Genomic DNA, 26,095 nt, shown 5'->3' with positions numbered 1-26,095 from the left:
ACTCACGACGGGCAGCCCGCCGTGGTTTCTTATGATTAACGCTTCTTACGGTTGGCGACGTGAATGGCACCGCCATTCACCGCCAGCGCTGCTTCATGCAACGCTTCGGACAGGGTTGGATGGCTGAAGACCATCATGCCCAGGTCCTCGGCACTGGTGCCGAATTCCATTGCGATTGCGCCTTGCTGTACCAGTTCGGCAGCCGATGGGCCAATCACGTGCACACCCAGTACGCGGTCGGTCTTGGCATCGGCGATGACCTTGACGAAACCACCGGTGTCGTTGGCTGCCATCGCACGGCCGCTGGCCGCGAACGGGAAGGTGCCCACGTTAACCTCAACACCCTCGGCCTTCAAGGACTGTTCGGTCTTGCCAACCCACGCGATTTCCGGGTGGGTGTAGATGACCGATGGGATCAGATCGTAGTTCATCTGGGCCTTGTGACCCTTGATGCGCTCGACGACCATGATGCCCTCTTCCGAGGCCTTGTGCGCCAGCATCAGGCCACGCACCACGTCACCGATGGCGTAGACGCCCGGCACGCTGGTTGCGCACTGGTCATCGACGTAGATGTAGCCACGCTCGTCAATGTTCACACCGCTGTCGGCAGCCAGCAGGTCGGTGGTCACTGGACGACGGCCCACGGCAACGATCAGCTTGTCGAAGGTGATCTTCTGCTCGCCTTCGGCGTTGGTGTAGGTCACCTCGACTTCGTCGCCGTTCACCTTGGAACCGGTGACGCGCGCACCCAGCTTGATGTCCAGGCCCTGCTTGGTCAGGACCTTCTGGGCTTCCTTGGAGACGGCGCTGTCGGCAGCCATCAGGAAGGTGTCCAGGGCTTCGAGCACGGTCACTTCCGCGCCCAGACGCGCCCATACCGAACCCAGTTCCAGGCCGATCACGCCAGCGCCGATCACGCCAAGGCGCTTGGGCACGGCTTGGAATTCCAGGGCGCCGGTGGAGTCTACGATCACGTTCTGGTCGACCGGAGCCGGCGGAATGTCGATCGGGCGCGAGCCGGAAGCCAGGATGACGTTATCCGCTTCGATGACTTCGCTGGTGCCGTCGGCCTTGGTCACTTCGACCTTCTTGCCCGCCAGCAGCTTGCCGTGGCCCTGGATGGAGGTCACGCCGTTGGCCTTGAACAGGGTAGCGACACCGCCGGTCAGGTTCTTGACGATGCCTGCCTTGCGGCCAACCATCGCCGGTACGTCCATCTTCACTTCGCCAGTGGAGATACCGTGGACATTGAAGCTCTCTTTGGCTTCCTTGTATTTCCAGGAGCTGTCCAGCAGCGCCTTGGAAGGAATGCAGCCTACGTTGAGGCAAGTGCCGCCCAGGGCCAGCTTGCCCTCGGCGTCGGTGTACTTCTCGATACAGGCAGTCTTCAGACCGAGTTGGGCGGCCTTGATAGCAGCTACATAGCCGCCAGGACCGGCACCAATCACTACCACGTCGAATTTCTGGGTCATAAAAGATTCCTTGTTAGCTCAAGCGGCCGCTGCAAGCCGCAAGACAGACAGGCTTCGATCTGAAGCCTGTCGCTCGCAGCTTACAGCCGCGCGATTAGATGTCCAGCAGCAGGCGGGACGGATCTTCCAGCAGGTTCTTGATGGTCACCAGGAAGGTTACCGCTTCCTTGCCGTCGATCAGGCGGTGATCGTAGGACAGTGCCAGGTACATCATCGGGCGAATCACCACTTGGCCATTGATGGCCATTGGGCGCTGGATGATGTTGTGCATGCCCAGGATCGCGGCTTGCGGTGGGTTGACGATCGGCGTCGACATCATCGAACCGAAGGTACCACCGTTGGTGATGGTGAAGGTGCCGCCGGTCATTTCTTCGATGGCCAGCTTGCCGTCACGGGCTTTCTTGCCGAAGGTGGCGATGCCGTTCTCGATTTCGGCCAGGCTCATGGACTCGGCGTTGCGCAGTACCGGAACCACCAGACCACGGTCGCTGGAGACAGCCACACCGACGTCCGCGTAACCATGGTAGACGATGTCGTTGCCGTCGATCGAGGCATTGACTGCAGGGAAGCGCTTGAGCGCTTCGGTCGCAGCCTTGACGAAGAACGACATGAAGCCCAGGCGCACGCCGTTGTGGGTCTTCTCGAACAGGTCCTTGTACTTCGAACGCAGGGCCATGACTTCGGTCATGTCGACTTCGTTGAAGGTGGTCAGCATGGCCATGTTGGACTGGGCTTCGACCAGGCGCTCGGCGATCTTGGCGCGCAGACGGGTCATCGGCACACGTTTCTCGGTACGATCGCCAGCGGCGGTCACGACCGGTGCCGCTGCAGCTGCGGCAGGCTTGGCCGCCGGGGCAGGCGCCGACTTCTTGTTGGCAACGGCAGCGACCACATCTTCCTTGGTCACGCGACCGCCTTTACCGGTACCCGAGACGCTGGCCAGGTCAATGCCATTTTCTTCTGCCAGCTTGCGGGCAGCAGGGGCAGCGACCGGGTCGTCTTCACCGGCGTCGGCAGCAGCGGCAGCCGGTGCGGCGGCCTGGGCAGGCGCAGCAGCCGGTGCAGCGGCAGCAGCGCCGCCTTCCACGATCGAACCCAGCACTTCGTCGGACAGGACGGTGTCGCCCTCGCCCTTGACGATGTCACCCAACACGCCGTCGGCAGTGGCCAGCACTTCCAGGACGACCTTGTCGGTCTCGATGTCGACGATCAGCTCGTCCCGCTTGACGGCGTCGCCTGGCTGCTTGTGCCAGGTGGCAACGGTGCCGTCGGCAACCGATTCCGGGAAGGTTGGGGCTTTGATCTCGATAGCCATTATCAGTGTTTCCTTAAATTCGGTTTCAGATGCGCGAAGGCGTTAAACGGTGAACGCGTCTTGCAGCAGTCGTTCCTGCTGCTCGGCGTGCTTGGAAGCGTAACCACAGGCTGGCGCGGCAGAAGCCTCGCGACCGGCGTATTCCAGGTTCAGCGCCTTGTTGTGGCGGCCCAGGATACGGCGCATGTGGTGCTGGCTGCTGTACCAGGCACCCTGGTTCATTGGCTCTTCCTGACACCAGACCGCATGCTTGAGGTTGGTGTACGGTGCCAGGATTTCGACCAGGTCGTCTTCCGGGAACGGATACAACTGCTCGATACGCACGATCGCAATGTCTTCGCGGCCTTCGGCACGACGTTTTTCCAGCAGGTCGTAGTAGACCTTGCCACCGCACAGCACCAGGCGCTCGACCTTGGCTGGATCGAGGGTGTCGATCTCCGGAATGACGGTCTGGAACGAACCTTCCGCCAGATCTTCCAGCGTCGAGACGGCCAGCTTGTGACGCAGCAGCGACTTGGGCGTGAGCACGATCAGCGGCTTGCGCAGCGGGCGAATGACCTGACGACGCAGCAGGTGGTAGATCTGCGCCGGCGTGGTCGGCACGCACACCTGAATGTTCTGCTCTGCACACAGCTGCAGGTAACGCTCCAGGCGTGCCGAGGAGTGCTCGGGGCCCTGCCCTTCATAACCGTGAGGCAACAGCATGGTCAGGCCGCACAAACGGCCCCACTTGTGCTCGCCACTGGTGATGAACTGGTCGATGACCACTTGCGCACCGTTGGCGAAGTCGCCGAACTGGGCTTCCCAGATCACCAACGCGTTGGGCGTGGTGGTGGAGTAGCCGTACTCGAATGCCAGTACCGCTTCTTCGGACAGGAAGGAGTCGTACAGTTCGAAGCGTGGCTGGCCCGGGTACAGGTTCATCAGCGGTACGTAGGTGCTGGCGTCCTTCTGGTTGTGCAGCACCGCGTGACGGTGGGAGAAGGTACCGCGGCCGATGTCCTGGCCGGTCATGCGGATCGGGTGCCCTTCGAACTGCAGCGTGGCGTAAGCCATGGTCTCGGCGTAGCCCCAGTTGATCGGCAGGCCACCGGCTTGCATCTTCTGGCGATCTTCGTAGATCTTGGCGACCTGACGCTGGACCACGAAACCTTCGGGCAGCTCCAGCAGTTTGGCCGACAGCTCCTGCAGGGTCTTGAGGTCGAAGCGGGTGTCGTGGCGAGCCGTCCAGGCGTGACCCAGGTAGGGGCGCCAGTCCACGAACAGCTCGCGGTTCGGCTCCTTGACCAGGCTCTTGACCACATGCAGACCGTTGTCCAGCGCGCTGCGATAGTCGTCGATCTTGGACTGGGCGCGCTCGGCATCGATGCGGCCTGCCTGGATCAAGGCTTCTGCGTACAGCTCGCGGGTGGTGCGCTGCTTGGTGATCTGCTGGTACATCAGCGGCTGGGTGCCGTTGGGCTCGTCGGCCTCGTTGTGACCGCGGCGACGGTAGCAGACCAGGTCGATGACCACGTCACGCTTGAACTGCATGCGGTAGTCGACGGCCAGCTGGGTGACGAACAACACGGCTTCCGGGTCGTCGCCATTGACGTGCAGGATCGGCGCCTGAATCATCTTGGCCACGTCGGTGGCGTACTCGGTCGAGCGCGCATCGAGCGGGTTACTGATGGTGAAGCCGACCTGGTTGTTGATCACGATGTGCACGGTACCGCCGGTCTTGAAACCGCGGGTCTGCGACATTTGGAAGGTTTCCATCACCACGCCCTGGCCTGCGAAGGCCGCATCGCCGTGGATGGAGATAGGCAGCACCTTGTCGCCGACGCTGTCGTTGCGGCGGTCCTGACGGGCGCGCACCGAGCCTTCGACCACAGGCGACACGATTTCAAGGTGGGACGGGTTGAACGCCATGGCCAGGTGGACTTCGCCACCCGGGGTCATCACGTTCGAAGAGAAGCCCTGGTGATACTTCACGTCACCGGAGCCCAGCTCGTTCATCTTCTTGCCTTCGAACTCGTCGAACAGCTCGCGCGGGTTCTTGCCGAAGGTATTGACCAGCACGTTCAGGCGACCACGGTGGGCCATCCCGATGACGACTTCCTTGGTGCCGTAGGAGCCGGAGCGCTGAATCATCTCGTCCAGCATCGGGATCAGGCTTTCGCCACCTTCCAGGCCGAAACGCTTGGTGCCTGGGTACTTGGTGCCCAGGTATTTCTCCAGACCTTCGCCTGCGGTGACGCGCTCGAGCAGGTGGGACTGCACGTCGGCGGAGAATTCAGGACGGCCACGCACGCTTTCCAGGCGCTGCTGGAACCAGCTGCGCTGCTCGGAATCGACGATGTGGGTGAACTCGGCGCCAATGGTGCGACAATATGTCTTCTGGAGCGCATCGAGGATGTCGCGTAGGCTCGCCTCCTCTTTGCCGATGAACAGGTCGCCGGCACGGAAGGTCGTATCAAGATCGGCATTGGTCAAGCCGTAGTGATTGATCGACAGGTCTACGGGCGCAGGGCGCTGCCACAACCCCAAGGGGTCAAGCTTGGCAGCCTGATGGCCGCGCATACGATAGGCCTGGATCAGTCGCAGCACTTCAACCTGCTTCTTCTCGTGTTCACTGCTCACGCTCCCGGCAGATACCGGCTGGGCGCGGCGCTGGTTCTTTGCCAGCAGTACGAAATGATCGCGGATCGTGGAGTGCGATACGTCGGTAGCGGTGCTGCCGTCGGCGGGCAACTTCTGGAAGTAGGTGCGCCACTCTTCTGGCACAGCGTTAGGGTCGTGCAGGTAGAGTTCGTAGAGCTCTTCCACATATGCAGCGTTACCACCTGAAAGGTGGGCGCTTTCCCACATGCGCTGCATCACGCTTTCTTGCATGCTTGGTCACCCTCGATTAGGGGACTGATCGGCGAGAGCCATGAAACCTGGAACGGTCCGAAAACAGCGACTGAACCACGCCACCTGGATCCTGCTGATTTTCCGGGTACCAGCCCGGAAAGCCCCTGCTGGTCTCATCTTCATAGGTAATGAACAGGGGCTTTGTGAGCCCCGTTCGGGTTTTACCTCGGCGCGGGCGTTACACCCGCGCGTCGGCGTACTGCAGGTACAACGTCTATCAGGTGCCGCTTTGCAGCAGCATGTTACGTACGTGGCCGATTGCCTTGGTCGGATTGAGACCTTTAGGGCAAACGTTGACGCAGTTCATGATCCCGCGGCAGCGGAATACGCTGAACGGGTCATCCAGGGACGCCAGGCGCTCCTGGGTCTTGGTGTCACGGCTGTCGGCCAGGAAGCGGTAGGCTTGCAACAGCGCGGCGGGGCCCAGGAACTTGTCCGGGTTCCACCAGAACGACGGGCAGGACGTGGAGCAGCACGCGCACAGGATGCACTCGTACAGGCCGTCCAGCTTGTCACGGTCTTCCGGCGACTGCAGACGTTCGATGGCCGGAGGCGGCGTATCGTTCTGCAGGAACGGCTTCACCTTCTCGTACTGCTTGTAGAAGATGCTCATGTCCACGACCAGGTCACGAATGACCGGCAGACCAGGCAACGGACGCAGTACCAGCTTGTTGCCCTTGACCACGCCCGACAACGGAGTGATGCAGGCCAGGCCGTTCTTGCCGTTCATGTTCATGCCATCGGAGCCGCACACGCCTTCACGGCAGGAGCGACGGTACGAGAAGCCCTCGTCCTTTTCCTTGATCAGCGCCAATACATCCAGAACCATCAGGTCCTTGCCGCCGGTATCGACGTCGAACGACTCCATCTTGGGGGCCGCGTCGGTGTCGGGGTTGTAGCGATAAACTTCGACTTTCAACATAGCAGCCACCCTTAGTAGGTCCGGATTTTTGGTTCGAAGGCCGGCACGGTCTTCGGCGCAAAGTTGACGCCACGCTTGGCAACGCGCTTGACACCCGGGTAGTACAGGGTGTGGCACAGCCAGTTCTCGTCGTCACGGTCTTCGAAGTCTTCACGGGCGTGAGCGCCGCGCGACTCTTTACGGGCTTCGGCCGCGATGGCGGTAGCTTCGGCAACTTCCAGCAGGTTCTGCAGCTCCAGCGCTTCGATACGCGCGGTGTTGAAGGCCTGGGACTTGTCGTTGATCTTGACGTTGGCGATACGCTCACGCAGGCCAGCCAGCTGCTCGATACCCTTGAGCATGTACTCGCCGGTACGGAATACGCCGAAGTAGTTCTGCATGCAGCTCTGCAATTCGCGCTTGAGGCTGGCAACGTCTTCGCCGGTGGAGCGCTCGTTGAGCTTGTTCAGGCGATTGAGGGCAACGTCGATGTCGGTGTCGCTGGCGTCGAGGTGCTCGATGCCGTCGCTCAGTGCCTTCTCCAGGTGCAGGCCGGCAGCACGGCCGAACACCACCAGGTCGAGCAGGGAGTTGCCACCCAGGCGGTTGGCACCGTGAACCGATACGCACGCCACTTCACCTACGGCGAACAGGCCAGGGATGATGTGATCCTTGCCTTCTTCGTCCATGGTGATGGCTTGGCCATGAATGTTGGTGGCAACGCCGCCCATCATGTAGTGGCAGGTTGGAACGACCGGCACTGGCGCGACGACCGGATCGACATGGGCGAAGGTCTTGGACAGTTCGCAGATGCCTGGCAGGCGACTGTGCAGCACCTCCTCGCCCAGGTGGTCCAGCTTCAGCAGCACGTGGTCCTTGTTCGGGCCCACGCCGTTGCCGGCGATGATTTCCTTGACCATGGAACGGGCAACCACGTCGCGGCCGGCCAAGTCTTTGGCGTTCGGCGCGTAGCGCTCCATGAAGCGCTCGCCATGGGCGTTGATCAGGTAACCACCCTCACCGCGGCAACCCTCGGTGACCAGTACGCCGGCACCGGCGATACCGGTCGGGTGGAACTGCCACATCTCGATGTCCTGCACCGGAACACCAGCGCGCAGCGCCATGCCGATGCCGTCACCGGTATTGATCAGGGCGTTGGTGGTGGAGGCGTAGATTCGGCCAGCACCGCCAGTGGCCAGAACGGTGGCCTTGGACTTGATGTACATGGTTTCGCCGGTTTCGATGCAGATCGCAATCACGCCGACGAAGGCGCCTTCCTGGTTCTTCACCAGGTCAACGGCATAGTACTCGTTGAGGAAGGTGGTACCGGCTTTCAGGTTGCCCTGGTACAGAGTGTGCAGCAGCGCGTGACCGGTACGGTCGGAAGCGGCACAGGTACGGGCAGCCTGGCCACCCTTGCCGAAGTCCTTGGACTGGCCACCGAACGGACGCTGGTAGATACGGCCGGTTTCGGTGCGCGAGAACGGCAGGCCCATGTGGTCCAGCTCGAAGACCGCAGCCGGGCCTTCCTGGCACATGTATTCGATAGCGTCCTGGTCACCGATGTAGTCCGAGCCCTTGACGGTATCGTACATGTGCCAGCGCCAGTCGTCGTTCGGGTCGGCCGAAGCGATGGCGCAGGTGATGCCGCCCTGGGCGGACACGGTGTGCGAACGGGTCGGGAAGACCTTGGTGACCACGGCAGTCTTGTGACCGCCCTGGGCCAGTTGCAGCGCTGCGCGCATGCCGGCGCCGCCGCCACCGATGATGATGGCGTCGAAGGAAATGGTTGGAATGCTAGCCATGGATCAGATACCCCAGAGAATCTGCACACCCCAGACGAAGTAAGCGAACATCGCAACGCCGCATACCGCCTGGAACAGGAAACGAATCGCAGTTGCCGACTTGCCGAACGACATAGGCGTCAGGTAGTCGGTAGCAATGGTCCACATGCCGACCCAGGCGTGAGCGCCGAGGGCAACGAGGGCCAGCAGACTGAAGATCCGCATCGCGTTGTTGGAGAACAGGGCATGCCACTGGGCATAGTCGATGCCTGGGTGGGCGACCACGTAGCCGATCAGGAAGATGAAGTAAGCCGCGAGAACGACCGCCGAGACGCGCTGCGCCATCCAGTCATAGAGGCCCGAACGCGACAGGTTCGTGACGTTGGTTACCATACCCAAACTCCCACCAGAACGATCAGCACCACGGAGATGACGATCACGATTTTCGAGCCCAGCTTGCCGCCTTCCAGCGTCTCGCCGACACCCATGTCCATGATCAGGTGACGAACACCTGCCACGAGGTGATAAAGCAGGGCGGACAACAGGCCCCAGGTCACGAACTTGGCCAGCGGGCTGGTCAGACACGCCTTCACTTCACCGAAACCTTCCTCGGAACCCAGCGACTTGCCCAGTGCATACAGCATGATGGCAAGGCCGATGAACAGGATGACGCCGGAGATACGGTGCAGGATGGACGTGTACGCAGTGACAGGAAGCTTGATGGTCCTTAGGTCTAGGTTTACAGGTCGTTGGCTTTTCACGGCTTTTTTCACACTGAAGAGCCCCTAGCGAATCAGGGCAAAGTTGTTGGTAAGTGTACTGGTCAGGTACCCACCACCCAGGGAACGGCGACCCCCAGCAGGTCGGGCTTGCAAGCCCCTGGCGGTCGGGTGCCGAGTATAGACAGTTAGGCTGCTCATGACAACGTGAGGGGGTAGCCCGAATAGCGCATTGCCTTTAACGATCAAAAGGCGTAAACGGGCGAGAATTTCGGGAAAAATCAGGCTTGAACAGCTGATTCAACAAGCCTTTAGGCAAATTGACATCTGAATTTATCCCTCTATAGTGGTGCGGGCCCTGCGTGGGGGGTCTGTCTGATGATTTCAAGCATTAATAGGAGGCCACATGGCTGACAAAAAAGCGCAGTTGGTCATCGAGGGCACTGCCCCCGTCGAGCTGCCCATTTTAACCGGCACGGTTGGTCCTGATGTAATCGACGTCCGCGGGTTGGGGGCCACTGGTCACTTCACCTTCGACCCTGGTTTCATGGCAACGGCCTCGTGCGAGTCGAAGATCACCTACATCGACGGCGACAAGGGTATCTTGCTGCACCGCGGCTACCCCATCGAGCAACTGGCCGAGCAGTCCGACTACCTCGAGACCTGCTACCTGCTGCTCAACGGCGAACTGCCCAATGCCGAGCAGAAAGCCCAGTTCGTCAGCACCGTCAAGAACCACACGATGGTTCACGAACAGCTCAAGACGTTCTTCAACGGCTTCCGCCGCGACGCTCACCCGATGGCGGTGATGTGCGGTGTGGTCGGCGCCCTGTCGGCCTTCTACCACGACTCCCTGGACATCAATAACCCGCAACACCGCGAAATCTCCGCGGTGCGCCTGGTCGCCAAGATGCCGACCCTGGCCGCGATGGTGTACAAGTACTCCATGGGCCAGCCCATGATGTACCCGCGCAACGACCTGTCATATGCGGAAAACTTCCTGCACATGATGTTCAACACCCCGTGCGAGATCAAACCGATCAGCCCGGTGCTGGCAAAGGCGATGGACCGGATCTTCATCCTCCACGCCGACCACGAGCAGAACGCCTCCACCTCCACCGTGCGCCTGGCAGGCTCGTCGGGTGCCAACCCGTTCGCCTGCATCGCTGCCGGCATCGCGGCACTCTGGGGCCCGGCCCACGGCGGCGCCAACGAAGCGGTACTGACCATGCTCGATGAGATTGGCGATGTGTCCAACATCGACACCTTCATCGCCAAGGCCAAGGACAAGAACGATCCGTTCAAGCTCATGGGCTTCGGTCATCGCGTCTACAAGAACCGCGACCCGCGCGCCACTGTGATGAAGCAGACCTGCGACGAAGTTCTGCGCGAACTGGGCATCAAGAACGATCCACAGCTCGAGCTGGCCATGCGCCTGGAAGAGATCGCCCTCACCGATCCTTACTTCATCGAGCGCTCGCTGTACCCGAACGTCGACTTCTACTCGGGCATCATCCTGAAGGCCATCGGCATTCCAACCAGCATGTTCACCGTGATCTTTGCCCTGGCGCGCACCGTCGGCTGGATCTCGCACTGGAAGGAAATGCTCTCCAGCCCGTACAAGATCGGCCGCCCGCGCCAGCTGTACACCGGCGAGGCGAAGCGCGATATCGTGGCACTGACCGACCGCAAGTAAGCGTTCACCGTCAAATGCCAAAAGGCTGCCCTAGGGCAGCCTTTTTCGTAGGTCCTGTGCTGACCGCCTCTCAAGTCAGGCGGCCTTCACCAATGCAGTAGAAAAACCTCAGTTTTTCTCGGCGCGCGCGCGAAGCGCCTTGAGCGTATTGAACGGGGCTTCCACGACGAACTTGTTGGCAATCATCGCCGGCACACTCCCGCCTGGCTCGGTATGCACTTGGTACGTCACCTCCGTGCTGTCACCCTTGGGCACCAGCTTCCAGAAACCGTCTACCATAGCCACTCGAACAAAGCCCTTCTCTTCGGGCACGTAGGCAGGCTCTTCGACGAGGTTACGTGTAAGGCTGCCATCGGCACCCTTGACCGTGGTGACACGCAGCACGGAGTCGCGCGGCGTTACAGGCCAGGGCGTATTGAACTGGGTATAGGTCCAGCTCTGATCACCCTCATGCTTGAGTAGTTTCTGCAACTTGCACTCGTGAATCCAGGCACAAGCCCCGGCCACATCCTCCTGCAACGCCTGGACTTTGGCCAACGGCGCCTTGATGACGGTCACGCCTCGGTACGCCTTGTATTTGGAGCCCGGCACTTCACTGAGGGACACCTTGATGCCCTCCTCGTCCTTGGCCACCTGCCAGTTTTCAGCCAAGGCAACAGGTGCAAACAGAACACTGACGCTACACAGCAGCGCTATACGCTTGAACGATCTCATCATGTTTATCCTTGTTGTCGAAGATCCAGCCTGTCACGCCGCCGTTACCCGCTCCCACCAGCCAAGAATCCTGATCGCCTCTTCATTGTCAGCACCGCACACCTCGGGATCGGCCTTGAACCCACCACAGACCGCCGGCCGCTCGGGTTTGCCGAACAGGTCGCACAGATTCGCAGGCGTCAGGTGCAGGCACCTCACACCTGCCGGCTTGCCCTCGGGCATCAGCGGCATGGCTGAAGTAATGGATGGCGCGATGCAACAGGCGCCGCAGCCTTCGCGGCATTTCATGGCATTCAAGTGAATCAGGACTCCAGAGTACGGGATAGGGCGGCACACACGGATAGTAACCGCTCAAACAGACGTTTGAAATTGCCGCCCTGATGAAAATCCACTGACCGGCCGGTCAGCTCCCATCTACTGACGGTACTCGAAATCGATGGCGGCGCCTTCGACATCCCGGCGGCTGTCATTGCGAAGCTGCAGTTGCATTTCGTTGCTGATCAAGCGGCCATTGAGTTGAAACGGGCTGTCGGCTTCGGACTTTTCGACGAACAGCGGCGGTAGCAACGGTTTGCGCTTCCTGATGGGCGAGGGTTCACCAACGTTCGGCTGCAGGTTATCGACCAGCTCGGTGGGCAAGCTCAGGTCGAGGTTGGTTTTCGGCAACGGCTTGGCCACTTGCTTGCTGACCTTTTTGTGCGTCGACTTGGCACGCTTGCTGGCTGCTTTGCGAGCACTTTGCTGTGCCTTCGGCTTGACTTGCGCTTTACCTGAAGCGGACTGTGCCTGGCTTGCTGGCTGGGCAGCCTGAGCTGGGCTGCCCGGCAAAGCCACAGGCAGCAGACACAAGACCAACAGATACCGGCGCAGTGCGTTCATGGCAAATGGACAGAACCCCATGGAAAATGCGTATGCTCCCTGTTCCGCAGCCGCCTGGCAAGCCTCACAAAAGTGGGATGGCAGGCTCCCTGCACAATTGTTGTGCCAGTAGTCCCAAGGTGATGACTGCGCGCTCGGCCTCCTTGTTCCATGGAATCCCGCAGTTCAGGCGGATACAGTGGTTGAACTGTTCGGTATTGCTGAAAATCAGCCCCGGCGCGATGCTGATCCCCTGTTCGAGCGCTCGCACGTGCAGCTCCTGGGTATTGACCCGGCCAGGCAAGCTCACCCAGAGAATGAAGCCGCCCGTTGGGCGAGTCATCTGAGTGCCCTCTGGAAAGTGCTGCTGCACGGCCAACTGATAAGCGCTGAGGTTCTTGCGGTATTCCTGGCGAATGAAGCGAAGGTGGCGATCATAACCCCCGTTTTCCAGGTATGCCGCCACCGCCATCTGGGTCACGCTGCACGCCGAGTGGGTGGTGAAGGTCTGCAAGCGCTGGATCTCGTCCTGGTAACGGCCAGCAATCATCCAACCCACACGCACGCCTGGCGACAGCGTCTTGGAGAAGCTTGAGCAGTAGATGACCCTGTCCAGCCGGTCGAAGGCCTTCAAGGCCTTGGTCTTGCCCTGCTCGAACATCAACTCGCCATAGATGTCATCTTCGACGATCTGGATGTCGTAGTCCGATGCCAGGCGCAGCAACTGCTTTTGCCGCTCTTCGGGAATGGTACCCCCTAGCGGGTTGCTCAACCGTGCGGTCAACACCAATGCCTTGATGGACCATTGATTGGCGGCCAGTTGCAAGGCCTCGAGGCTGATGCCGGTCGAGGGGTCGCTGGGGATCTCGATCACTTTCAATCCGAGCAAGTCCGCCAGCTGCAACAGACCGTAGTAGGTCGGCGACTCGGCCGCAATCAGGTCGCCGGGCTTGGTGAGCACGCGCAGCGACATTTGCAAGGCATCGACACAGCCATGGGTGACGATTACCTCCTGCGGGTCGACCAGCACACCAGCGTCGCGCATGCGAATGGCGATCTGCCGACGCAGAGGTTCGAAGCCTGGGCTGAACATGTAGCTGAAAGCACGCGGGCTGTGAAAGCGCGTCACTTTGGCCAGTTGCTGGTGCAGGGCACGCACCGGCAGATAGTCGACGTGCGGTACGGCCGCGCCGAAGGCGAATACGCCATCGCGGCGCGCTTCGGTCAGTACCTGCTGGATGATGCTGGCCCGGGTCACCAGACCGGGACGCTCCACGCGCGCGATGTCCGGCGTGGGCGCCGTGAGCGCCGGAGTCTGGTGCACATAGTAGCCAGACTGGGGACGCGCGCGAATCAACCCCTGGTCTTCCAGGTTGGCATACGCTTGCAGGACGGTGGCATGGCTGACATTGAGCTGGGCACTCATCTTGCGCACCGAAGGCACCCGCTCCCCGGGCTGGTAGACACCGCGCCGGATGTCTTCGGCCAGTTGCTGGGCGATACGCTGGTACAACAGCAGATTGGTCATGGCTGGATCTCGACGCGCGGACAGGCTCATTATTCTTGTGTCGCTCACTGCGGCTCAGGATACCGGAACAGTTGCAAAGTGTACTGGGACAGATGACAGGATAGTCAACGGTACACTTGCTTGGAAGCGATTTGCAGCGCCCGCGTGCGTGCGGTGCACAGGTAGGCTGATCTTGAACCTACCCAACAGGTGGCGAGTGCCCATGAGTCACTCAGGCGCAGAGGCAGCAGCTGCCATGCACCGCCCGTTTCGACGGCCAGCATGGGCCACTGCCCGAGCCTGCTATCAGCCGTCAGCGTGCCGGCGCAAGCTTGCCCTTGTCGTCGGAAAACACGATCTCGACCCGTCGATTTTGCGCCCTGCCCCGCTCCGAGGCGTTGACTTCAACCGGGTACTGGTCACCGTAGCCCTCCACCTGCATTCGCTTTTCATCGATGCCCAAGTCGGCCAGCATATCGGCCACGGCCTGCGCCCGGTCGCGGGACAGCTTGAGATTCTCTTCGGGCGTCCCCGTGCTGTCGGTATAGCCTTCGATGCGCACTATCCGGCGGGGGTTGAGCTGGAGGAACTGCACGAGCTTGAGCACCGTCCGGCTGGCCGAGTTCTTGAGATCGGCGCTGCCGGTATCGAACAATACATCACCCAGCGTCATGACCAGACCACGGTCGGGCTGCTCAGACGCCAGGGCGACGATCTGCGACTCGACCCATTTGCCCTGCTGCTGCACGCTGGCCAGCTTGGCCTCGCGCAGCGCCAGTTGCAGCCGTTGGCGTTCCAGGTCGAGCTTGGCCTGGCGCTCCTGATTCAGCGCAAGCTTGGCGTGCTCACTGGCGATTTCGCTGTAGCGTTGACTGAGGTAGGCGTAATGGCGTACATCGGCACCGGTACCCATGTAGCTGGACAAACGCTCTGCACGGGACAGCGACTCGCCGGCGCGAATCACATCACGCGGCGCGCTGCGCAGCACATCCGAGTCATCCTTGACCTTCTGGAAGCTGGCAGCGGCTTGATCCAGCGCGGCCGTGCTGCGCTGGCTGGCGCAACCGGTCAGGCCTGCTGCAAGGGCCAGCACTGTCAGTGCCGTGATAGAACCACGCGCCATCATGGCTGCACCTCCAGCTGCTTGCGCAAGCGCTTGATCCTCGATTGCAGCAATTGCAACTGCTCATCACTCTTTTGGTTCAACACCTGGGCCTCGGCCAGCCGAGCATCGAGCTCAGCCTGTTCGGCGCGCATGCGAGCGTCGCGAAAGTCTTGTGTGAGCATGTTTGTACGAGCACGTCCCAGTTTGTCTTCGGCCAGCTTGAACGCTTCGACCTGGTCGGTAGCACCAACCGCTTTCGCTTGTTCCAGGGCCTGCTCGGAAAGGCGCATCTGCTCATCCGGGGCAGGGTCATTGGCGCAGCCAGCCAGGGCAAACATGGCCATGGCAAGGATCAAAGGTTGGGTTTTCACGCGATCTTCCTAGTGTTTGGGGGCGTCGCCCTGCACCTGCAATTGGGCCTTCCAGCGCTCGAGATTGGCCTGCAGCACAGCATCGGACGTACCGGAGATGGGCAATTCTGTCAGCTTTTTCGCCAAATGCCCACGCAGCCAACTGTCATTGCACGCCGAGTCATGGGACAGCGCCAAGTACAGCCCAGGTCGGTCCACGGGTAGGCCGCGGGCAATCAGGGCATCGTTCATGCCCAGGCTCTGGACCATGGCCATGCCCGAATAGCGACCGGCCAGCACATAGTCCACCTGGCCGAGTACCAACTTTTGAAAGGCCTGGGTCAGGTTCTGCGCCATCACCGGTTTCAACTGGTCTTTGGCGAACGCGGTAAAGGCAGGGGTCAAGCGCGCCCGTTCCGACAGACTGCCCCGATAACGCGCAAGGTCAGCTGGGCCATCGAAGGTCAACTCGGCATCGTGCCGCGTCCATACCAGGTACTCGTTGAGCTGCAGCGGCGGGTGGATGTAGTCCAGTGACGTCAATTGCTCCACTTGCAGCGGCGCATCGAGCAGCAGGTCCATGCGACCGCTGCGCACTTCCTCAAGGGCCTGGTCGCGCCTACCCGCGTTGAGCACTTCCACCTTGATTCCCAGCTCGCTCGCCACGTGGCGCAGCAGGTCGACGTTGGCGCCAATCAAGTGCTTGGGGTCTTTGGGGTCCTGCCACGAGTAAGGCGGCGCGTCGGGGCTGCCGGTGGCCACCAGGCGTTCGCACTTGCCTGCCGCCATCGCCAGCGGCGATACCAGAACTGTCATGCAGGCCAGCACCCTGCCCATTGCACGCAACCTCATCCCACACTCCTCGACCATAAAAAAACCCGGCCCTCAACGAGAGGGCCGGGTTCTTTATAAGTGAAGCCAGCGGATCAGACCAGCTTTTCCAGCTCCGGCACGGCTTCGAACAGGTCGGCAACCAGGCCGTAGTCGGCCACCTGGAAAATCGGTGCCTCTTCGTCCTTGTTGATCGCCACGATCACCTTGGAATCCTTCATCCCGGCCAGGTGCTGGATGGCGCCCGAGATACCCACGGCGATGTACAACTGCGGGGCGACGATCTTGCCGGTCTGGCCGACCTGCATGTCGTTGGGCACAAAGCCCGCATCGACGGCCGCACGGGATGCGCCAACAGCGGCGCCAAGCTTGTCGGCCAAGCTATACAGGTGGCTGAAGTTATCGCCGTTACCCATGCCGCGACCGCCGGAAACTACGATTTTGGCAGCGGTCAGCTCAGGACGATCGGACTTGGCCAGCTCTTCGGAAACGAACGCCGAAATGCCAGCATCGTGGGCAGCACCCACCGCCTCGACAGCGGCAGTGCCACCTTCGGCGGCCACGGCATCGAAGCCGGTGGTGCGCACGGTGATGACCTTCACGCTGGCGCTCGATTGCACGGTAGCGATGGCGTTACCCGCGTAGATCGGGCGCTTGAAGGTGTCGGCAGATTCGACCGAGATGATTTCGGAGATCTGATCGACGTCCAGCAGCGCTGCAACGCGCGGCAGGGTGTTCTTGCCATTGGTAGTGGCCGGGGCCAGCACGTGGCTGTAGCCCTGGGCAAGCTCGACGATCAACGGCGCAACGTTTTCGGGCAGCGCATGGGCGTAGGCGGCATTATCGGCGACCAGCACCTTGGCCACGCCAGCGATCTTGGCGGCGGATTCGCCAATGGCACCTACGTTCTGACCGGCGACCAGTACGTGCACGTCACCACCGATCTTGGCGGCGGCAGCAACGGTATTGAGGGTGGACGGTGCTACGGCACCGTTCTCGTATTCAGCGACAACCAGGATAGTCATTTAGATTACCTTCGCTTCGTTCTTCAGCTTCTCGACCAGTTCGGCCACCGATTTGACCTTGATACCAGCGCCACGGGCAGCGGGTGCTTCGACTTTCAGGGTCTTGTTGGTAGAGACCAGGGAAACGCCCAGCGCATCTGGCGTCAGGGTCTCGAGCGGCTTCTTCTTGGCCTTCATGATGTTGGGCAACGACGCGTAGCGCGGCTCGTTCAGGCGCAAGTCGGTGGTGACGATGGCCGGCAGGTTGAGCGCGACGGTTTGCAGGCCGCCGTCGATTTCACGGGTGACGTTGAGCTTGTCGCCAGCGACTTCGACCTTGGACGCGAAGGTGCCCTGGGCGTAACCGGTCAGTGCGGCGAGCATCTGGCCGGTCTGGTTGTTGTCACTGTCGATGGCCTGCTTGCCGAGAATGACCAGCTGCGGCTGCTCCTTGTCGACCACGGCCTTGAGCGCCTTGGCCACTGCAAGGGAGTTCAGCTCGTCGGCTGCTTCGACCAGGATGGCGCGATCGGCACCCAGCGCCAGGGCGGTACGCAACTGCTCCTGGGCGGTAGTCGGGCCGACGGATACGACCACGATCTCGGTCGCAACGCCTTTTTCCTTCAGGCGAACGGCCTCTTCCACGGCAATTTCGCAGAAGGGGTTCATGGACATCTTGACGTTAGCAAGGTCGACGCCGGAGTTGTCCGCCTTGACGCGAACCTTGACGTTGTAGTCGACCACTCGTTTGACAGCTACAAGAACCTTCATGGATTCCTCGTTACTCTCCGGTGAATAGATAGTCGCCTGGGACTAGGCCCTGCGATACGCGTGGGTACAAGGGCACCTCTGGAAACGAGCCGCAGACGAAGTTTTCATGGTGACCGCAACCAAGCGCGCCCCGACCCATCAGTCCTGTGCACATGCCTGGGGCAAAAATGCACGCGGGCCATTTGCTGTCGTGGCGTGTAGACTTCACTACAAACCGCTTGAACGCTTGAAAACCCTGCTCCACACCTGGTCTTTAGAGGTGTACCTGCGCCCGGCTGCATGCCTACGGCGAACGTAAAACCGCTCGTATCTTGACCGTATCACCCCATCCGGTCAATACGGCAAATCGGTCACCTTCCAGCCGCGTACCTTTGATTTTACTGGGCTGCGGCAAATTCAAACAAACGTTTGTATTGGACCGGTCAAGTGGTGTAGATATAATGCGCGTCCAAGACAAAACGGTGTAGTTCGTCATTTGCCCAGCTACAACCTGGTGGCTCGCCACCGCTGCGAATGCCCGCGCACCCATAAGACAAAGCAACAGCTATGAGCCTTGATGAGTAGGAGAGAACCTGTGGAACGCGAATACATGGAATTCGACGTGGTCATCGTCGGCGCCGGCCCGGCGGGTCTGTCCGCCGCCTGCCGCCTGAAGCAGAAGGCCGCCGAAGCCGGTAGCGAAATCAGCGTCTGCGTGGTGGAAAAAGGCTCCGAAGTCGGTGCCCATATTCTCTCCGGCGCCGTGTTCGAGCCACGCGCCCTGAACGAGCTGTTCCCGGACTGGAAGGCGCTGGGCGCGCCGCTGAACACCGAGGTCAAGCGTGACGACATCTACGTGCTCAAGGATGCCGGCAGCGCCACCAAGGTGCCTGACCTGTTCGTGCCCAAGACCATGCACAACCAGGGCAACTACATCATCTCGCTGGGCAACCTGTGCCGCTGGCTGGCCCAGCAGGCCGAGAACCTGGGTGTCGAGATCTACCCAGGCTTCGCAGCCCAGGAAGCGCTGTTCGACGAGGACGGCGTCGTACGCGGCATCGTCACAGGCGACTTGGGTGTCGATCGCGAAGGCCAGCCCAAAGACGGTTTGTACACGCCGGGCATGGAACTGCGCGCCAAATACACCTTGTTCGCCGAAGGCTGCCGTGGCCATATCGGCAAGCAACTGATCAAGCGCTTCAAGCTTGATAGCGATTCGGACGTACAGCACTACGGCATCGGGCTCAAGGAGCTGTGGGAAATCGACCCAGCCAAGCACCAGCAAGGCCTGGTGGTGCACACCGCCGGCTGGCCGCTGGACGTCATGGCCAAAGACAACACCGGTGGCTCGTTCCTCTACCACCTGGAGAACAACCAGGTGGTCGTTGGGCTGATCGTCGACCTGTCCTACGCCAACCCCTACCTGTCGCCCTTCGACGAGTTCCAGCGCCTGAAACACCACCCGGTGATCAGCCAGTACCTCGAAGGCGGCAAGCGCATCAGCTACGGTGCCCGCGCCCTGGCCAAGGGCGGCATCAACTCGCTGCCCAAGATGGTGTTCAAGGGCGGCGCCCTGATCGGTTGCGACCTGGGTACCATGAACGTGGCCAAGATCAAGGGCAGCCATACGGCCATGAAGTCGGGCATGCTCGCCGCAGAGGCCGTCGCTGACGCCCTGATCGCCGGCAGTGAGGGCGGTGACCAGCTCGACAGCTATGTCAGTGCCTTCAAGGCCAGCTGGCTGCATGAGGAGCTGTTCGCCAGCCGCAACTTCGGCCCGGCCATGCACAAGTTCGGCCCGTTGCTCGGTGCTGCGTTCAACTACATCGACCAGAACTGGTTCGCCGGCAAGCTGCCCTTCACGCTGCGCGACACCAAGCCCGACTATGCCTGCCTGAAGCTGGCCGCGGACTCGCAAAAAATCGAGTACCCCAAGCCCGACGGCAAGCTCAGCTTCGACAAGCTCAGCTCGGTCTTCCTGTCCAGCACCAACCATGAAGAAGAGCAACCCTGCCACCTGAAGCTGGCCGACCCGAGCATTCCGATCGCCAGCAACCTGCCGCTTTATGACGAACCTGCCCAGCGCTATTGCCCGGCAGGCGTCTACGAAGTGGTCACCCAGGAAGATGGCAGCAAGCGCTTCCAGATCAACGCGCAGAACTGCGTGCACTGCAAGACGTGCGACATCAAGGACCCGGCCCAGAACATCACTTGGGTCACGCCTGAAGGCGCTGGCGGGCCCAACTACCCGAACATGTAGTCACCTCGCTCTGCACGATACAAAAAGCCCCCGGTTCGAAAGAACCGGGGGCTTTTTTGCAGGGTCTGCTCCGAAACGGTGTGATTGTGAGTGTCAGGCCGTGCGCGGGAGCTCAAGCCCCGCTTCACCCGCCGCCATGGGCTCTCGTCGCCCGAAGTACACCGAGGTCATTACCCCTACCCCGCCCATCACCAGACAGAACCCGACACACACCCAAGGGCTCCATGGCATCAGTGCGATAAGCGCCAAGGGCGTGATACTGGCCCACAGCGCATAGGCCACGTTGTAGGTGAACGAAATGCCCGATACGCGAATCTGCGCAGGGAACAGCCCGACCATGACCGATGGCACCACGCCCACCACACCGCACGACAAGCCCGCCAGGGCATAGGCCACCCAGGTCATGCCCCAGTGCCCGATCAGGCTGGCATAGAGCACGCCGACCCCGAGGGGTAGCAGCACGCTGTACAACAGCAGCGCCCGCCACGCGCCCACGCGGTCGACCAGCAACCCGGCAAGCACACAGCCCAGGTTCAGAAACACGATGCCCACGCTGCTCAGGGCAAAGGTAGCTCCCGCGCTCATGCCAAAGCGCTGCTGCATGACCGTCGGGGTGATCACCACCAGCACCACCACCGCCGAGGTCAGCACGCAGGTCAGCAGCGCCGCGGGTGCCAAAGCGCGTTTATGTTCGCCAAGCACCTGTCGCAAAGGAAACTTCACCGGCGCCTGTTGACTACGCAACGCCAGGAAAACCGGTGTTTCACTCAGCCAGCGGCGCAACCACACGCCGATGACCCCGAACACGCCCCCCAGCAGGAACGGATAACGCCAGGCGTAGCTGAGTATTTCCTCGGGCGAGAACACATGGGCCAGCAAGGTTGCCGTCAGTGCGCCCAGCAGATAGCCGAACGTGAGCCCGGCCTGCAGAAAGCCCAAGGCATAGCCGCGTCGCCCGGGCGGCGCATGTTCGGCAACGAAGGTCCAGGCACTGGGCACTTCACCACCGACCGCGGCCCCTTGCAGGATGCGCAGCGCCAGCAACAACAACGGCGCCGCGTACCCAATGTCGGCATACGTCGGCATGACGCCGATGAGCAGGCACGGCAGCGCCATCATCAAAATGCTCAGGCTGAACACGCGCTTGCGGCCCAGATGATCAGCGAAATGCGCCATCAGGATGCCACCCAGTGGTCGGGCCAGGTAACCGGTGACGAAGATGCCGAAGCTTTGCAGCAGCCGTAGCCATTGAGGCATCTCAGGCGGGAAGAACAGCTGGCTGAGGGTCAGGGCGAAGAAGACGAAGATGATGAAATCGTAGATTTCCAGCGCGCCGCCCAGCGCAGCCAGGCCCAGCGTCCGGTGGTCACGGCGGGTGAACCGGGGTGGACGAGCGGTATCGGTGGCAGTCATGGCAGGTTTCGCAGCAATGGTCAAAGGCCGGAGGATAGCAAATAGCGACCCGATTGCCCCTACCCTGCCTGGATCAGCGATGAAAGACCGTCTGGGCCAAGTTGCCGGGTGCTCTGGGGCCTCCCCTGCGCAACCCGTCCGGCATCCGTAGGGTGCCCACCACCAGGGGTGCGTCGACGATCGACATGAAGGACGCCAGGGCGGCATCGTCAGGCACGTGCGGCAGGCTCAGGCTGACCGCCTGGCGCTCGGCCTGGGGTACCGCAGGCACCTTCAGTTGGGCGCAATGGTAAAGCAGGGCATGCTGGATCTGCGTGCTGACCCGGCAAAACCGGGCCAGGTCCACGCCTGCGTGGCTGGCCAACTCGATATTGCCCAACAGCAGGTGGAAGGGCTGGAGGGCACCCAGCACCAGCCGCTGTAGCTCCTCGAAACTGTCGACGGGGGCAATACGGTAATACCCCAGGCCATTGAGCATACGCTCCAGTTGCAGGCGTTGGTGCGGGTGAGCATCGGCAATCAGGATACGCAAGGACTTGTTGGCCATGGTCGAACCTGGACAGTGGAGAGGCCGCCAAGACTTGGTCGAGCCCGTCAAGCCCTGGCCAAGTCCAGCATTGATACCCCTAGATACAAGCCGGGAAACCCTCGAAAAGCAAGCGGTGGCCCGACAGAATGTGCAGTTTGCGCGGCGTGCCGTCAGGACTCCCACTGGCGCATGCGTTGCCGGCAGTGCTTCATGGCATTGACGATGTGCTTTTCCACCAGGCTGCGCGACAAGCCCAGCCGTTCGGCAATCTGCGGATGGGACAAGCCTTCGAGCTTGCGCAGCAGAAAGCTGTCACGGCATGGCTTGGGCAGTTCGTCCAAGGCACGCTTGAGCAGGTCCAGGCGCTGGGCGTGGTGCATGTCCTGGGACCAGAGCGTGTGCTGCCACTGAACGCCCTCATCGAGCACTTCCAGCGGTTCGGTCTGGCGAATCAAGTGACGCCGGTGTCGATCCACCACCAGGTTGAGCGCAGTGCGATAAAGAAACGCGCGGGGGTGCTCGATCACTTGCGCATCGACACGCTCCAGCACCCGAACGTAGGCGTCATGGGCCACATCTTCAGCAGCCTGGCGGCTACCGAGGCGTGCGCTCAGGAAATTGACCAACTCGCGATAATAGTGTTCCACGGCGGCACCCTGAATCGCCCGATGACGGCCCCGCGCAGCCCAGACGGGCGCAGGTGATATCAAATTGGAATCTTACAAATTATCATTACCCGCAGCAACCGACGTCGGTCGCCTGGCAAACCTAAATTAGCCGCCATGACCTTCGTTTAACGGGGACCTGCCTGCGCACAGGCACCGCCTGCGTTCAGGCCCAATTCGGCTGGAAGTCCCCATGAGACGTGCACCCGCTATTCGCCACCGCCTGCTTCTGGGCGGCTTAGCCCTGCTGAGCCTGGGCAGTCTTCTGGCCTGGCGTACCCTACCCTTGGGCGCGGTACCGACCAACACCGTCAGCGTGACGCGTGCAGACATCGAAAGCAGCGTCACCGCGCTGGGCACGCTGCAACCCAGGCGCTATGTGGATGTTGGCGCACAAGCGTCCGGGCAGATTCGCACGCTCCATGTCGAAGCCGGCGATACCGTGCGCAAGGGACAACTGCTGGTGGAGATTGACCCGTCCACACAGCAGGCGCGCGTGGATGCCGGGCGCTTCTCCATCGACAACCTCAAGGCGCAGCTCGCCGAGCAGCGCGCCCAGTTCAAACTGGCCAGGCAGCAGCTCGCCCGCCAGCGCAGCCTAGCCGATGCCGGCGCCACCCGCGAAGAGGATGTGCAGGCGGCCGATGCGCAGCTCAGCGTCACCCAGGCGCGTATCGACATGTACCAAGCGCAAATCCGCCAGGCCCAGGCGAGCCTGCGCAGTGACGAAGCCGAGTTGGGCTATACCCGTATCTACGCCCCGATGGATGGCACCGTGGTGGCGGTGGATGCCCGTGAAGGCCAGACCCTCAATGCCCAGCAACAAACCCCATTGATTCTGCGCATCGCCAAGCTCTCGCCGATGACGGTGTGGGCGCAGGTGTCGGAGGCCGATATCGGCAAGGTCAAGCCCGGCATGACGGCCTATTTCACGACACTGGCCGGCGGCAAGCGCCGCTGGAGCAGCCGCGTCAGGCAGATCCTGCCGATTCCACCCAAACCGCTGGAGCAAACCAGCAGCGGTGGCGGCAGCCCGGCGAGCGCGACCAATGGCGCCACCGGTACTCAGGTGGTGCAGTACACCGTCTTGCTGGATGTGGAGAACCCTGACGGTGCGCTGATGGCCGAAATGACCACGCAAGTGTTCTTCGTCGCCGGGCAGGCCAGCGGTGTACTGACCGTACCCCTGGCTGCGCTGGACGAACAGGATGGCGTGCACATTGCACAGGTGCTCGCCCCCGATGGCCAGGTGCGACCGCGTCAGGTACGAACAGGGCTGAGCGATCGCCTGCGTGTGCAGGTGCTCGATGGCCTGGGCGAAGGTGAGCGGTTGCTGATCGGCCAAGGCAGTGGAGGCTGAATGACCACGCCCCTGATCGAACTGCGCGACATCTGCAAGGCTTACGGCGGCTTCGGCACCCCCAAGGTGGACGTGCTGCGAGGTATCAGCCTGCGCATTCATCCCGGTGAGTTCGTTGCGATCGTTGGCGCTTCGGGCTCCGGAAAATCGACCCTGATGAACATCCTCGGTTGCCTGGACCGCCCCACCAGCGGCAGCTATCACTTCGCGGGGATGGACGTGGCCGAGCTGGGCAACGATGAGCTGGCTTGGCTGCGCCGTGAGGCGTTCGGATTCGTCTTTCAAGGCTATCACCTGATCCCCTCCGGCTCTGCGCTGGAAAACGTAGAGATGCCGGCCATCTATGCCGGCATCCCGGCCCAGGAGCGCCACGCCCGCGCCGCGGCCCTGCTGGAGCGGCTAGGCTTGGCAAGCCGCACCGCCAACCGCCCGCATCAACTGTCGGGCGGTCAGCAGCAGCGGGTGTCGATTGCCCGCGCCTTGATGAACGGTGGCCACATCATCCTCGCCGACGAGCCTACCGGCGCCCTGGACAGCCACAGCGGCAAGGAAGTCATGGCGTTGCTGGACGAATTGGCCAGCCAAGGTCATGTGATCATCCTGATCACCCACGACCGAGATGTCGCGGCCCGCGCGCACCGGGTCATCGAGATCCGCGACGGCCTCATGATCAGCGACTCGGCCGATGAGCGCGACGGCACAGCCCGCCACCCAGGCCTGCAGGCCGATGCTCTGCGTCAGCGCCTGGACCAGGGGGCGCAGTTGCGCGGCGCCTGGAAAGGCGAGCTGGTCGAAGCACTCCAGGCAGCCTGGCGCATCATGTGGATCAATCGCTTTCGCACGGCGCTCACCTTGCTGGGTATCGTCATCGGGGTAGCCTCGGTTGTGGTCATGCTGGCCGTGGGCGAAGGCAGCAAGCGCCAGGTGATGGCGCAGATGGCCGCGTTCGGCTCGAACATCCTTTATCTCAACGGCAAGCCGGCGACACTCGGCGAGCCGGCAGGCACCGTCACCCTGGACGATGTCGCGGCCATCGGCGAATTGCCGCAGGTCAAGCACGTCATGCCCGTGATCGGGGAAAAGCTGATGGTGCGCCAGAACAACACCAGCCAGGTGTTTTACGTGGGCGGCAACAACACTTGGTTCGAGGACATTTTCAACTGGCCCGTGGTGGAAGGCTCATTCTTCAGCCAGGCCGACGAAGCCGCCGCGGCGGCGGTCGCCGTGATTGGCCAGAAAGTGCGGGAAAAGATGCTGGGCGACCATGCCAACCCGATCGGTCAATACCTGCTGATCGGCAACGTGCCATTCCAGGTGATCGGCATACTGGCGGGAAAAGGCGCCAGCTCCGGCGACCAGGACAGCGACGGGCGTATCGTGGTGCCGTACTCGGCCGCCGCCATCCGCCTGTTCGGTCATCGCGACCCCGACTACATCACCATTGCGGCGCGCGATTCGACCCAGGTCAACGCGACCGAGGCGGCCATCGATCACCTGTTGCGCCAACGCCACCAGGGCCGCCACGATTTCGAACTGACCAACGATGCGGCGTTGATCCAGGCCGAGGCACGCACCCAGAGCAGCCTATCGCTGATGCTAGGCGCCATCGCGGCCATCTCGCTACTGGTGGGCGGCATTGGGGTGATGAACATCATGCTGATGACCGTGCGCGAGCGTACCCGCGAAATTGGTATCCGCATGGCCACCGGAGCCCGCCAGCGCGACATCATGCGCCAGTTCCTCAGTGAGGCGGTCATGCTCTCGATGGTGGGCGGGCTCAGTGGCATCGTCCTGGCCTTGGTCGTCGGCGCCGGCTTGATGCTGGCCGATATCGCGGTGGCCTTCGCGCTGCCAGCCATGCTTGGCGCTTTTACCTGCGCTGTGATCACCGGCATCGTGTTCGGCTTCATGCCCGCACGCAAAGCCGCCCGACTCGACCCGGTCAAAGCCCTTACCAGCGAATAAGC

Annotated in this window: 23 protein-coding genes; 4 read left to right on the top strand and 19 right to left on the bottom strand. The window is 61.7% G+C overall.

Features of this window, described 5'->3' with window-relative positions:
• Positions 1-35 precede the first annotated feature (35 nt).
• From lpdA to sdhC, 7 genes are all read right to left on the bottom strand, one after another.
• A complete protein-coding gene (gene lpdA / locus B2Y33_RS03165; RefSeq protein ID WP_027916294.1) occupies positions 36-1,472 on the bottom strand; it encodes a dihydrolipoyl dehydrogenase in 1,437 nt (478 codons plus the stop codon).
• A gap of 94 nt (positions 1,473-1,566) precedes the next feature.
• A complete protein-coding gene (gene odhB, locus B2Y33_RS03160) occupies positions 1,567-2,787 on the bottom strand; it encodes a 2-oxoglutarate dehydrogenase complex dihydrolipoyllysine-residue succinyltransferase (protein WP_027916295.1) in 1,221 nt (406 codons plus the stop codon).
• Positions 2,788-2,829: 42 nt separating this feature from the next.
• Positions 2,830-5,661 (bottom strand): 2-oxoglutarate dehydrogenase E1 component, encoded by a 2,832-nt coding sequence (locus B2Y33_RS03155; RefSeq protein ID WP_023533567.1) that lies wholly within the window; start codon positions 5,659-5,661, stop codon positions 2,830-2,832.
• A gap of 238 nt (positions 5,662-5,899) precedes the next feature.
• On the bottom strand, positions 5,900-6,604 hold the full coding sequence (locus B2Y33_RS03150) for a succinate dehydrogenase iron-sulfur subunit (RefSeq protein WP_023533615.1): 705 nt from the start codon (positions 6,602-6,604) through the stop codon (positions 5,900-5,902).
• Positions 6,605-6,615: 11 nt separating this feature from the next.
• The gene (gene sdhA, locus B2Y33_RS03145) at positions 6,616-8,388 is read right to left on the bottom strand and encodes a succinate dehydrogenase flavoprotein subunit (protein ID WP_023533625.1); all 1,773 of its coding nucleotides are present in this window, start codon (positions 8,386-8,388) and stop codon (positions 6,616-6,618) included.
• A 3-nt stretch (positions 8,389-8,391) separates the two neighbouring features.
• A complete protein-coding gene (gene sdhD / locus B2Y33_RS03140) occupies positions 8,392-8,760 on the bottom strand; it encodes a succinate dehydrogenase, hydrophobic membrane anchor protein (protein ID WP_023533603.1) in 369 nt (122 codons plus the stop codon).
• The gene (gene sdhC, locus B2Y33_RS03135; RefSeq protein ID WP_088523617.1) at positions 8,754-9,140 is read right to left on the bottom strand and encodes a succinate dehydrogenase, cytochrome b556 subunit; all 387 of its coding nucleotides are present in this window, start codon (positions 9,138-9,140) and stop codon (positions 8,754-8,756) included. Before sdhC ends, sdhD begins: the two co-directional genes overlap by 7 nt.
• 352 nt (positions 9,141-9,492) lie before the next feature.
• Between sdhC and gltA the strand changes: the two genes are divergently transcribed.
• Entirely contained in the window at positions 9,493-10,782 is a 1,290-nt protein-coding gene (gltA, locus tag B2Y33_RS03130) for a citrate synthase (RefSeq protein WP_023533602.1), read from the top strand.
• 108 nt (positions 10,783-10,890) lie between these two features.
• Here the strand turns inward: gltA and B2Y33_RS03125 are convergent, their stop codons facing one another.
• The 9 genes from B2Y33_RS03125 to B2Y33_RS03085 all read right to left on the bottom strand — a co-directional run bounded on the left by B2Y33_RS03125 (position 10,891) and on the right by B2Y33_RS03085 (position 17,922).
• Entirely contained in the window at positions 10,891-11,496 is a 606-nt protein-coding gene (locus B2Y33_RS03125; protein ID WP_027916296.1) for an START domain-containing protein, read from the bottom strand.
• 33 nt (positions 11,497-11,529) lie between these two features.
• Entirely contained in the window at positions 11,530-11,784 is a 255-nt protein-coding gene (locus B2Y33_RS03120) for a YkgJ family cysteine cluster protein (RefSeq protein ID WP_027916297.1), read from the bottom strand.
• A gap of 126 nt (positions 11,785-11,910) precedes the next feature.
• The gene (locus tag B2Y33_RS03115; protein WP_023533622.1) at positions 11,911-12,375 is read right to left on the bottom strand and encodes a hypothetical protein; all 465 of its coding nucleotides are present in this window, start codon (positions 12,373-12,375) and stop codon (positions 11,911-11,913) included.
• 64 nt (positions 12,376-12,439) lie between these two features.
• Positions 12,440-13,882, bottom strand: a complete 1,443-nt coding sequence (locus B2Y33_RS03110; protein ID WP_027916298.1) for a PLP-dependent aminotransferase family protein — start codon at positions 13,880-13,882, stop codon at positions 12,440-12,442.
• A gap of 292 nt (positions 13,883-14,174) precedes the next feature.
• Positions 14,175-14,987 (bottom strand): OmpA family protein, encoded by an 813-nt coding sequence (locus B2Y33_RS03105; protein ID WP_027916299.1) that lies wholly within the window; start codon positions 14,985-14,987, stop codon positions 14,175-14,177.
• The gene (locus tag B2Y33_RS03100; RefSeq protein ID WP_027916300.1) at positions 14,984-15,337 is read right to left on the bottom strand and encodes a DUF4398 domain-containing protein; all 354 of its coding nucleotides are present in this window, start codon (positions 15,335-15,337) and stop codon (positions 14,984-14,986) included. Before B2Y33_RS03100 ends, B2Y33_RS03105 begins: the two co-directional genes overlap by 4 nt.
• 9 nt (positions 15,338-15,346) lie before the next feature.
• Complete coding sequence (locus B2Y33_RS03095; protein WP_027916301.1) at positions 15,347-16,168, bottom strand: substrate-binding periplasmic protein; 822 nt, start codon at positions 16,166-16,168, stop codon at positions 15,347-15,349.
• 74 nt (positions 16,169-16,242) lie between these two features.
• Positions 16,243-17,172: an electron transfer flavoprotein subunit alpha/FixB family protein gene (locus tag B2Y33_RS03090; RefSeq protein ID WP_028686599.1), complete on the bottom strand. Its 930-nt coding sequence runs from the start codon at positions 17,170-17,172 to the stop codon at positions 16,243-16,245.
• The gene (locus B2Y33_RS03085; protein ID WP_027916303.1) at positions 17,173-17,922 is read right to left on the bottom strand and encodes an electron transfer flavoprotein subunit beta/FixA family protein; all 750 of its coding nucleotides are present in this window, start codon (positions 17,920-17,922) and stop codon (positions 17,173-17,175) included.
• Positions 17,923-18,496: 574 nt separating this feature from the next.
• Here B2Y33_RS03085 and B2Y33_RS03080 point away from each other — a divergent pair.
• Positions 18,497-20,161, top strand: coding sequence for an electron transfer flavoprotein-ubiquinone oxidoreductase (locus B2Y33_RS03080; RefSeq protein ID WP_027916304.1), 1,665 nt, complete (start codon positions 18,497-18,499; stop codon positions 20,159-20,161).
• Between the two features lie 93 nt (positions 20,162-20,254).
• Here B2Y33_RS03080 and B2Y33_RS03075 read toward each other — a convergent pair whose 3' ends face one another.
• From B2Y33_RS03075 to B2Y33_RS03065, 3 genes are all read right to left on the bottom strand, one after another.
• Positions 20,255-21,574, bottom strand: coding sequence for an MFS transporter (locus B2Y33_RS03075; protein ID WP_049695673.1), 1,320 nt, complete (start codon positions 21,572-21,574; stop codon positions 20,255-20,257).
• A 73-nt stretch (positions 21,575-21,647) separates the two neighbouring features.
• Positions 21,648-22,121, bottom strand: a complete 474-nt coding sequence (locus tag B2Y33_RS03070) for a response regulator (protein ID WP_028686601.1) — start codon at positions 22,119-22,121, stop codon at positions 21,648-21,650.
• Positions 22,122-22,273: 152 nt separating this feature from the next.
• Positions 22,274-22,750 carry a sigma-70 family RNA polymerase sigma factor gene (locus tag B2Y33_RS03065; protein ID WP_023533586.1) on the bottom strand — a complete coding sequence of 159 codons (477 nt, stop codon included), beginning with the start codon at positions 22,748-22,750 and terminating at the stop codon, positions 22,274-22,276.
• A gap of 211 nt (positions 22,751-22,961) precedes the next feature.
• Between B2Y33_RS03065 and B2Y33_RS03060 the strand changes: the two genes are divergently transcribed.
• A complete protein-coding gene (locus B2Y33_RS03060; protein WP_049695671.1) occupies positions 22,962-24,128 on the top strand; it encodes an efflux RND transporter periplasmic adaptor subunit in 1,167 nt (388 codons plus the stop codon).
• Positions 24,129-26,093, top strand: coding sequence for a MacB family efflux pump subunit (locus B2Y33_RS03055; RefSeq protein WP_049695670.1), 1,965 nt, complete (start codon positions 24,129-24,131; stop codon positions 26,091-26,093). It abuts the gene before it with no gap.
• Positions 26,094-26,095: the final 2 nt, after the last annotated feature.

The organism is Pseudomonas sp. UBA5666 (genome assembly GCF_002420785.1).
Taxonomy (GTDB): domain Bacteria; phylum Pseudomonadota; class Gammaproteobacteria; order Pseudomonadales; family Pseudomonadaceae; genus Aquipseudomonas; species Aquipseudomonas fulva.
Note: the sequence above shows the minus strand (reverse complement) of the source record. Positions and strands in the feature narration are given on the sequence as shown.

What these genes read in the sequence shown, in the direction of transcription:
- B2Y33_RS03155 (WP_023533567.1), bottom strand. Translation starts at nt 5,661, where the DNA reads ATGCAAGAAAGCGTGATGCAGCGCATGTGGGAAAGCGCCCACCTTTCA.
- B2Y33_RS03070 (WP_028686601.1), bottom strand. Translation starts at nt 22,121, where the DNA reads ATGGCCAACAAGTCCTTGCGTATCCTGATTGCCGATGCTCACCCGCAC.
- sdhA (WP_023533625.1), bottom strand. Translation starts at nt 8,388, where the DNA reads ATGGCTAGCATTCCAACCATTTCCTTCGACGCCATCATCATCGGTGGC.
- B2Y33_RS03125 (WP_027916296.1), bottom strand. Translation starts at nt 11,496, where the DNA reads ATGAGATCGTTCAAGCGTATAGCGCTGCTGTGTAGCGTCAGTGTTCTG.
- odhB (WP_027916295.1), bottom strand. Translation starts at nt 2,787, where the DNA reads ATGGCTATCGAGATCAAAGCCCCAACCTTCCCGGAATCGGTTGCCGAC.
- B2Y33_RS03120 (WP_027916297.1), bottom strand. Translation starts at nt 11,784, where the DNA reads ATGAAATGCCGCGAAGGCTGCGGCGCCTGTTGCATCGCGCCATCCATT.
- B2Y33_RS03075 (WP_049695673.1), bottom strand. Translation starts at nt 21,574, where the DNA reads ATGACTGCCACCGATACCGCTCGTCCACCCCGGTTCACCCGCCGTGAC.
- B2Y33_RS03095 (WP_027916301.1), bottom strand. Translation starts at nt 16,168, where the DNA reads ATGAGGTTGCGTGCAATGGGCAGGGTGCTGGCCTGCATGACAGTTCTG.
- B2Y33_RS03055 (WP_049695670.1), top strand. Translation starts at nt 24,129, where the DNA reads ATGACCACGCCCCTGATCGAACTGCGCGACATCTGCAAGGCTTACGGC.
- B2Y33_RS03115 (WP_023533622.1), bottom strand. Translation starts at nt 12,375, where the DNA reads ATGAACGCACTGCGCCGGTATCTGTTGGTCTTGTGTCTGCTGCCTGTG.
- B2Y33_RS03150 (WP_023533615.1), bottom strand. Translation starts at nt 6,604, where the DNA reads ATGTTGAAAGTCGAAGTTTATCGCTACAACCCCGACACCGACGCGGCC.
- lpdA (WP_027916294.1), bottom strand. Translation starts at nt 1,472, where the DNA reads ATGACCCAGAAATTCGACGTGGTAGTGATTGGTGCCGGTCCTGGCGGC.
- B2Y33_RS03105 (WP_027916299.1), bottom strand. Translation starts at nt 14,987, where the DNA reads ATGATGGCGCGTGGTTCTATCACGGCACTGACAGTGCTGGCCCTTGCA.
- B2Y33_RS03090 (WP_028686599.1), bottom strand. Translation starts at nt 17,172, where the DNA reads ATGACTATCCTGGTTGTCGCTGAATACGAGAACGGTGCCGTAGCACCG.
- B2Y33_RS03085 (WP_027916303.1), bottom strand. Translation starts at nt 17,922, where the DNA reads ATGAAGGTTCTTGTAGCTGTCAAACGAGTGGTCGACTACAACGTCAAG.
- B2Y33_RS03060 (WP_049695671.1), top strand. Translation starts at nt 22,962, where the DNA reads ATGAGACGTGCACCCGCTATTCGCCACCGCCTGCTTCTGGGCGGCTTA.
- B2Y33_RS03110 (WP_027916298.1), bottom strand. Translation starts at nt 13,882, where the DNA reads ATGACCAATCTGCTGTTGTACCAGCGTATCGCCCAGCAACTGGCCGAA.
- gltA (WP_023533602.1), top strand. Translation starts at nt 9,493, where the DNA reads ATGGCTGACAAAAAAGCGCAGTTGGTCATCGAGGGCACTGCCCCCGTC.
- sdhD (WP_023533603.1), bottom strand. Translation starts at nt 8,760, where the DNA reads ATGGTAACCAACGTCACGAACCTGTCGCGTTCGGGCCTCTATGACTGG.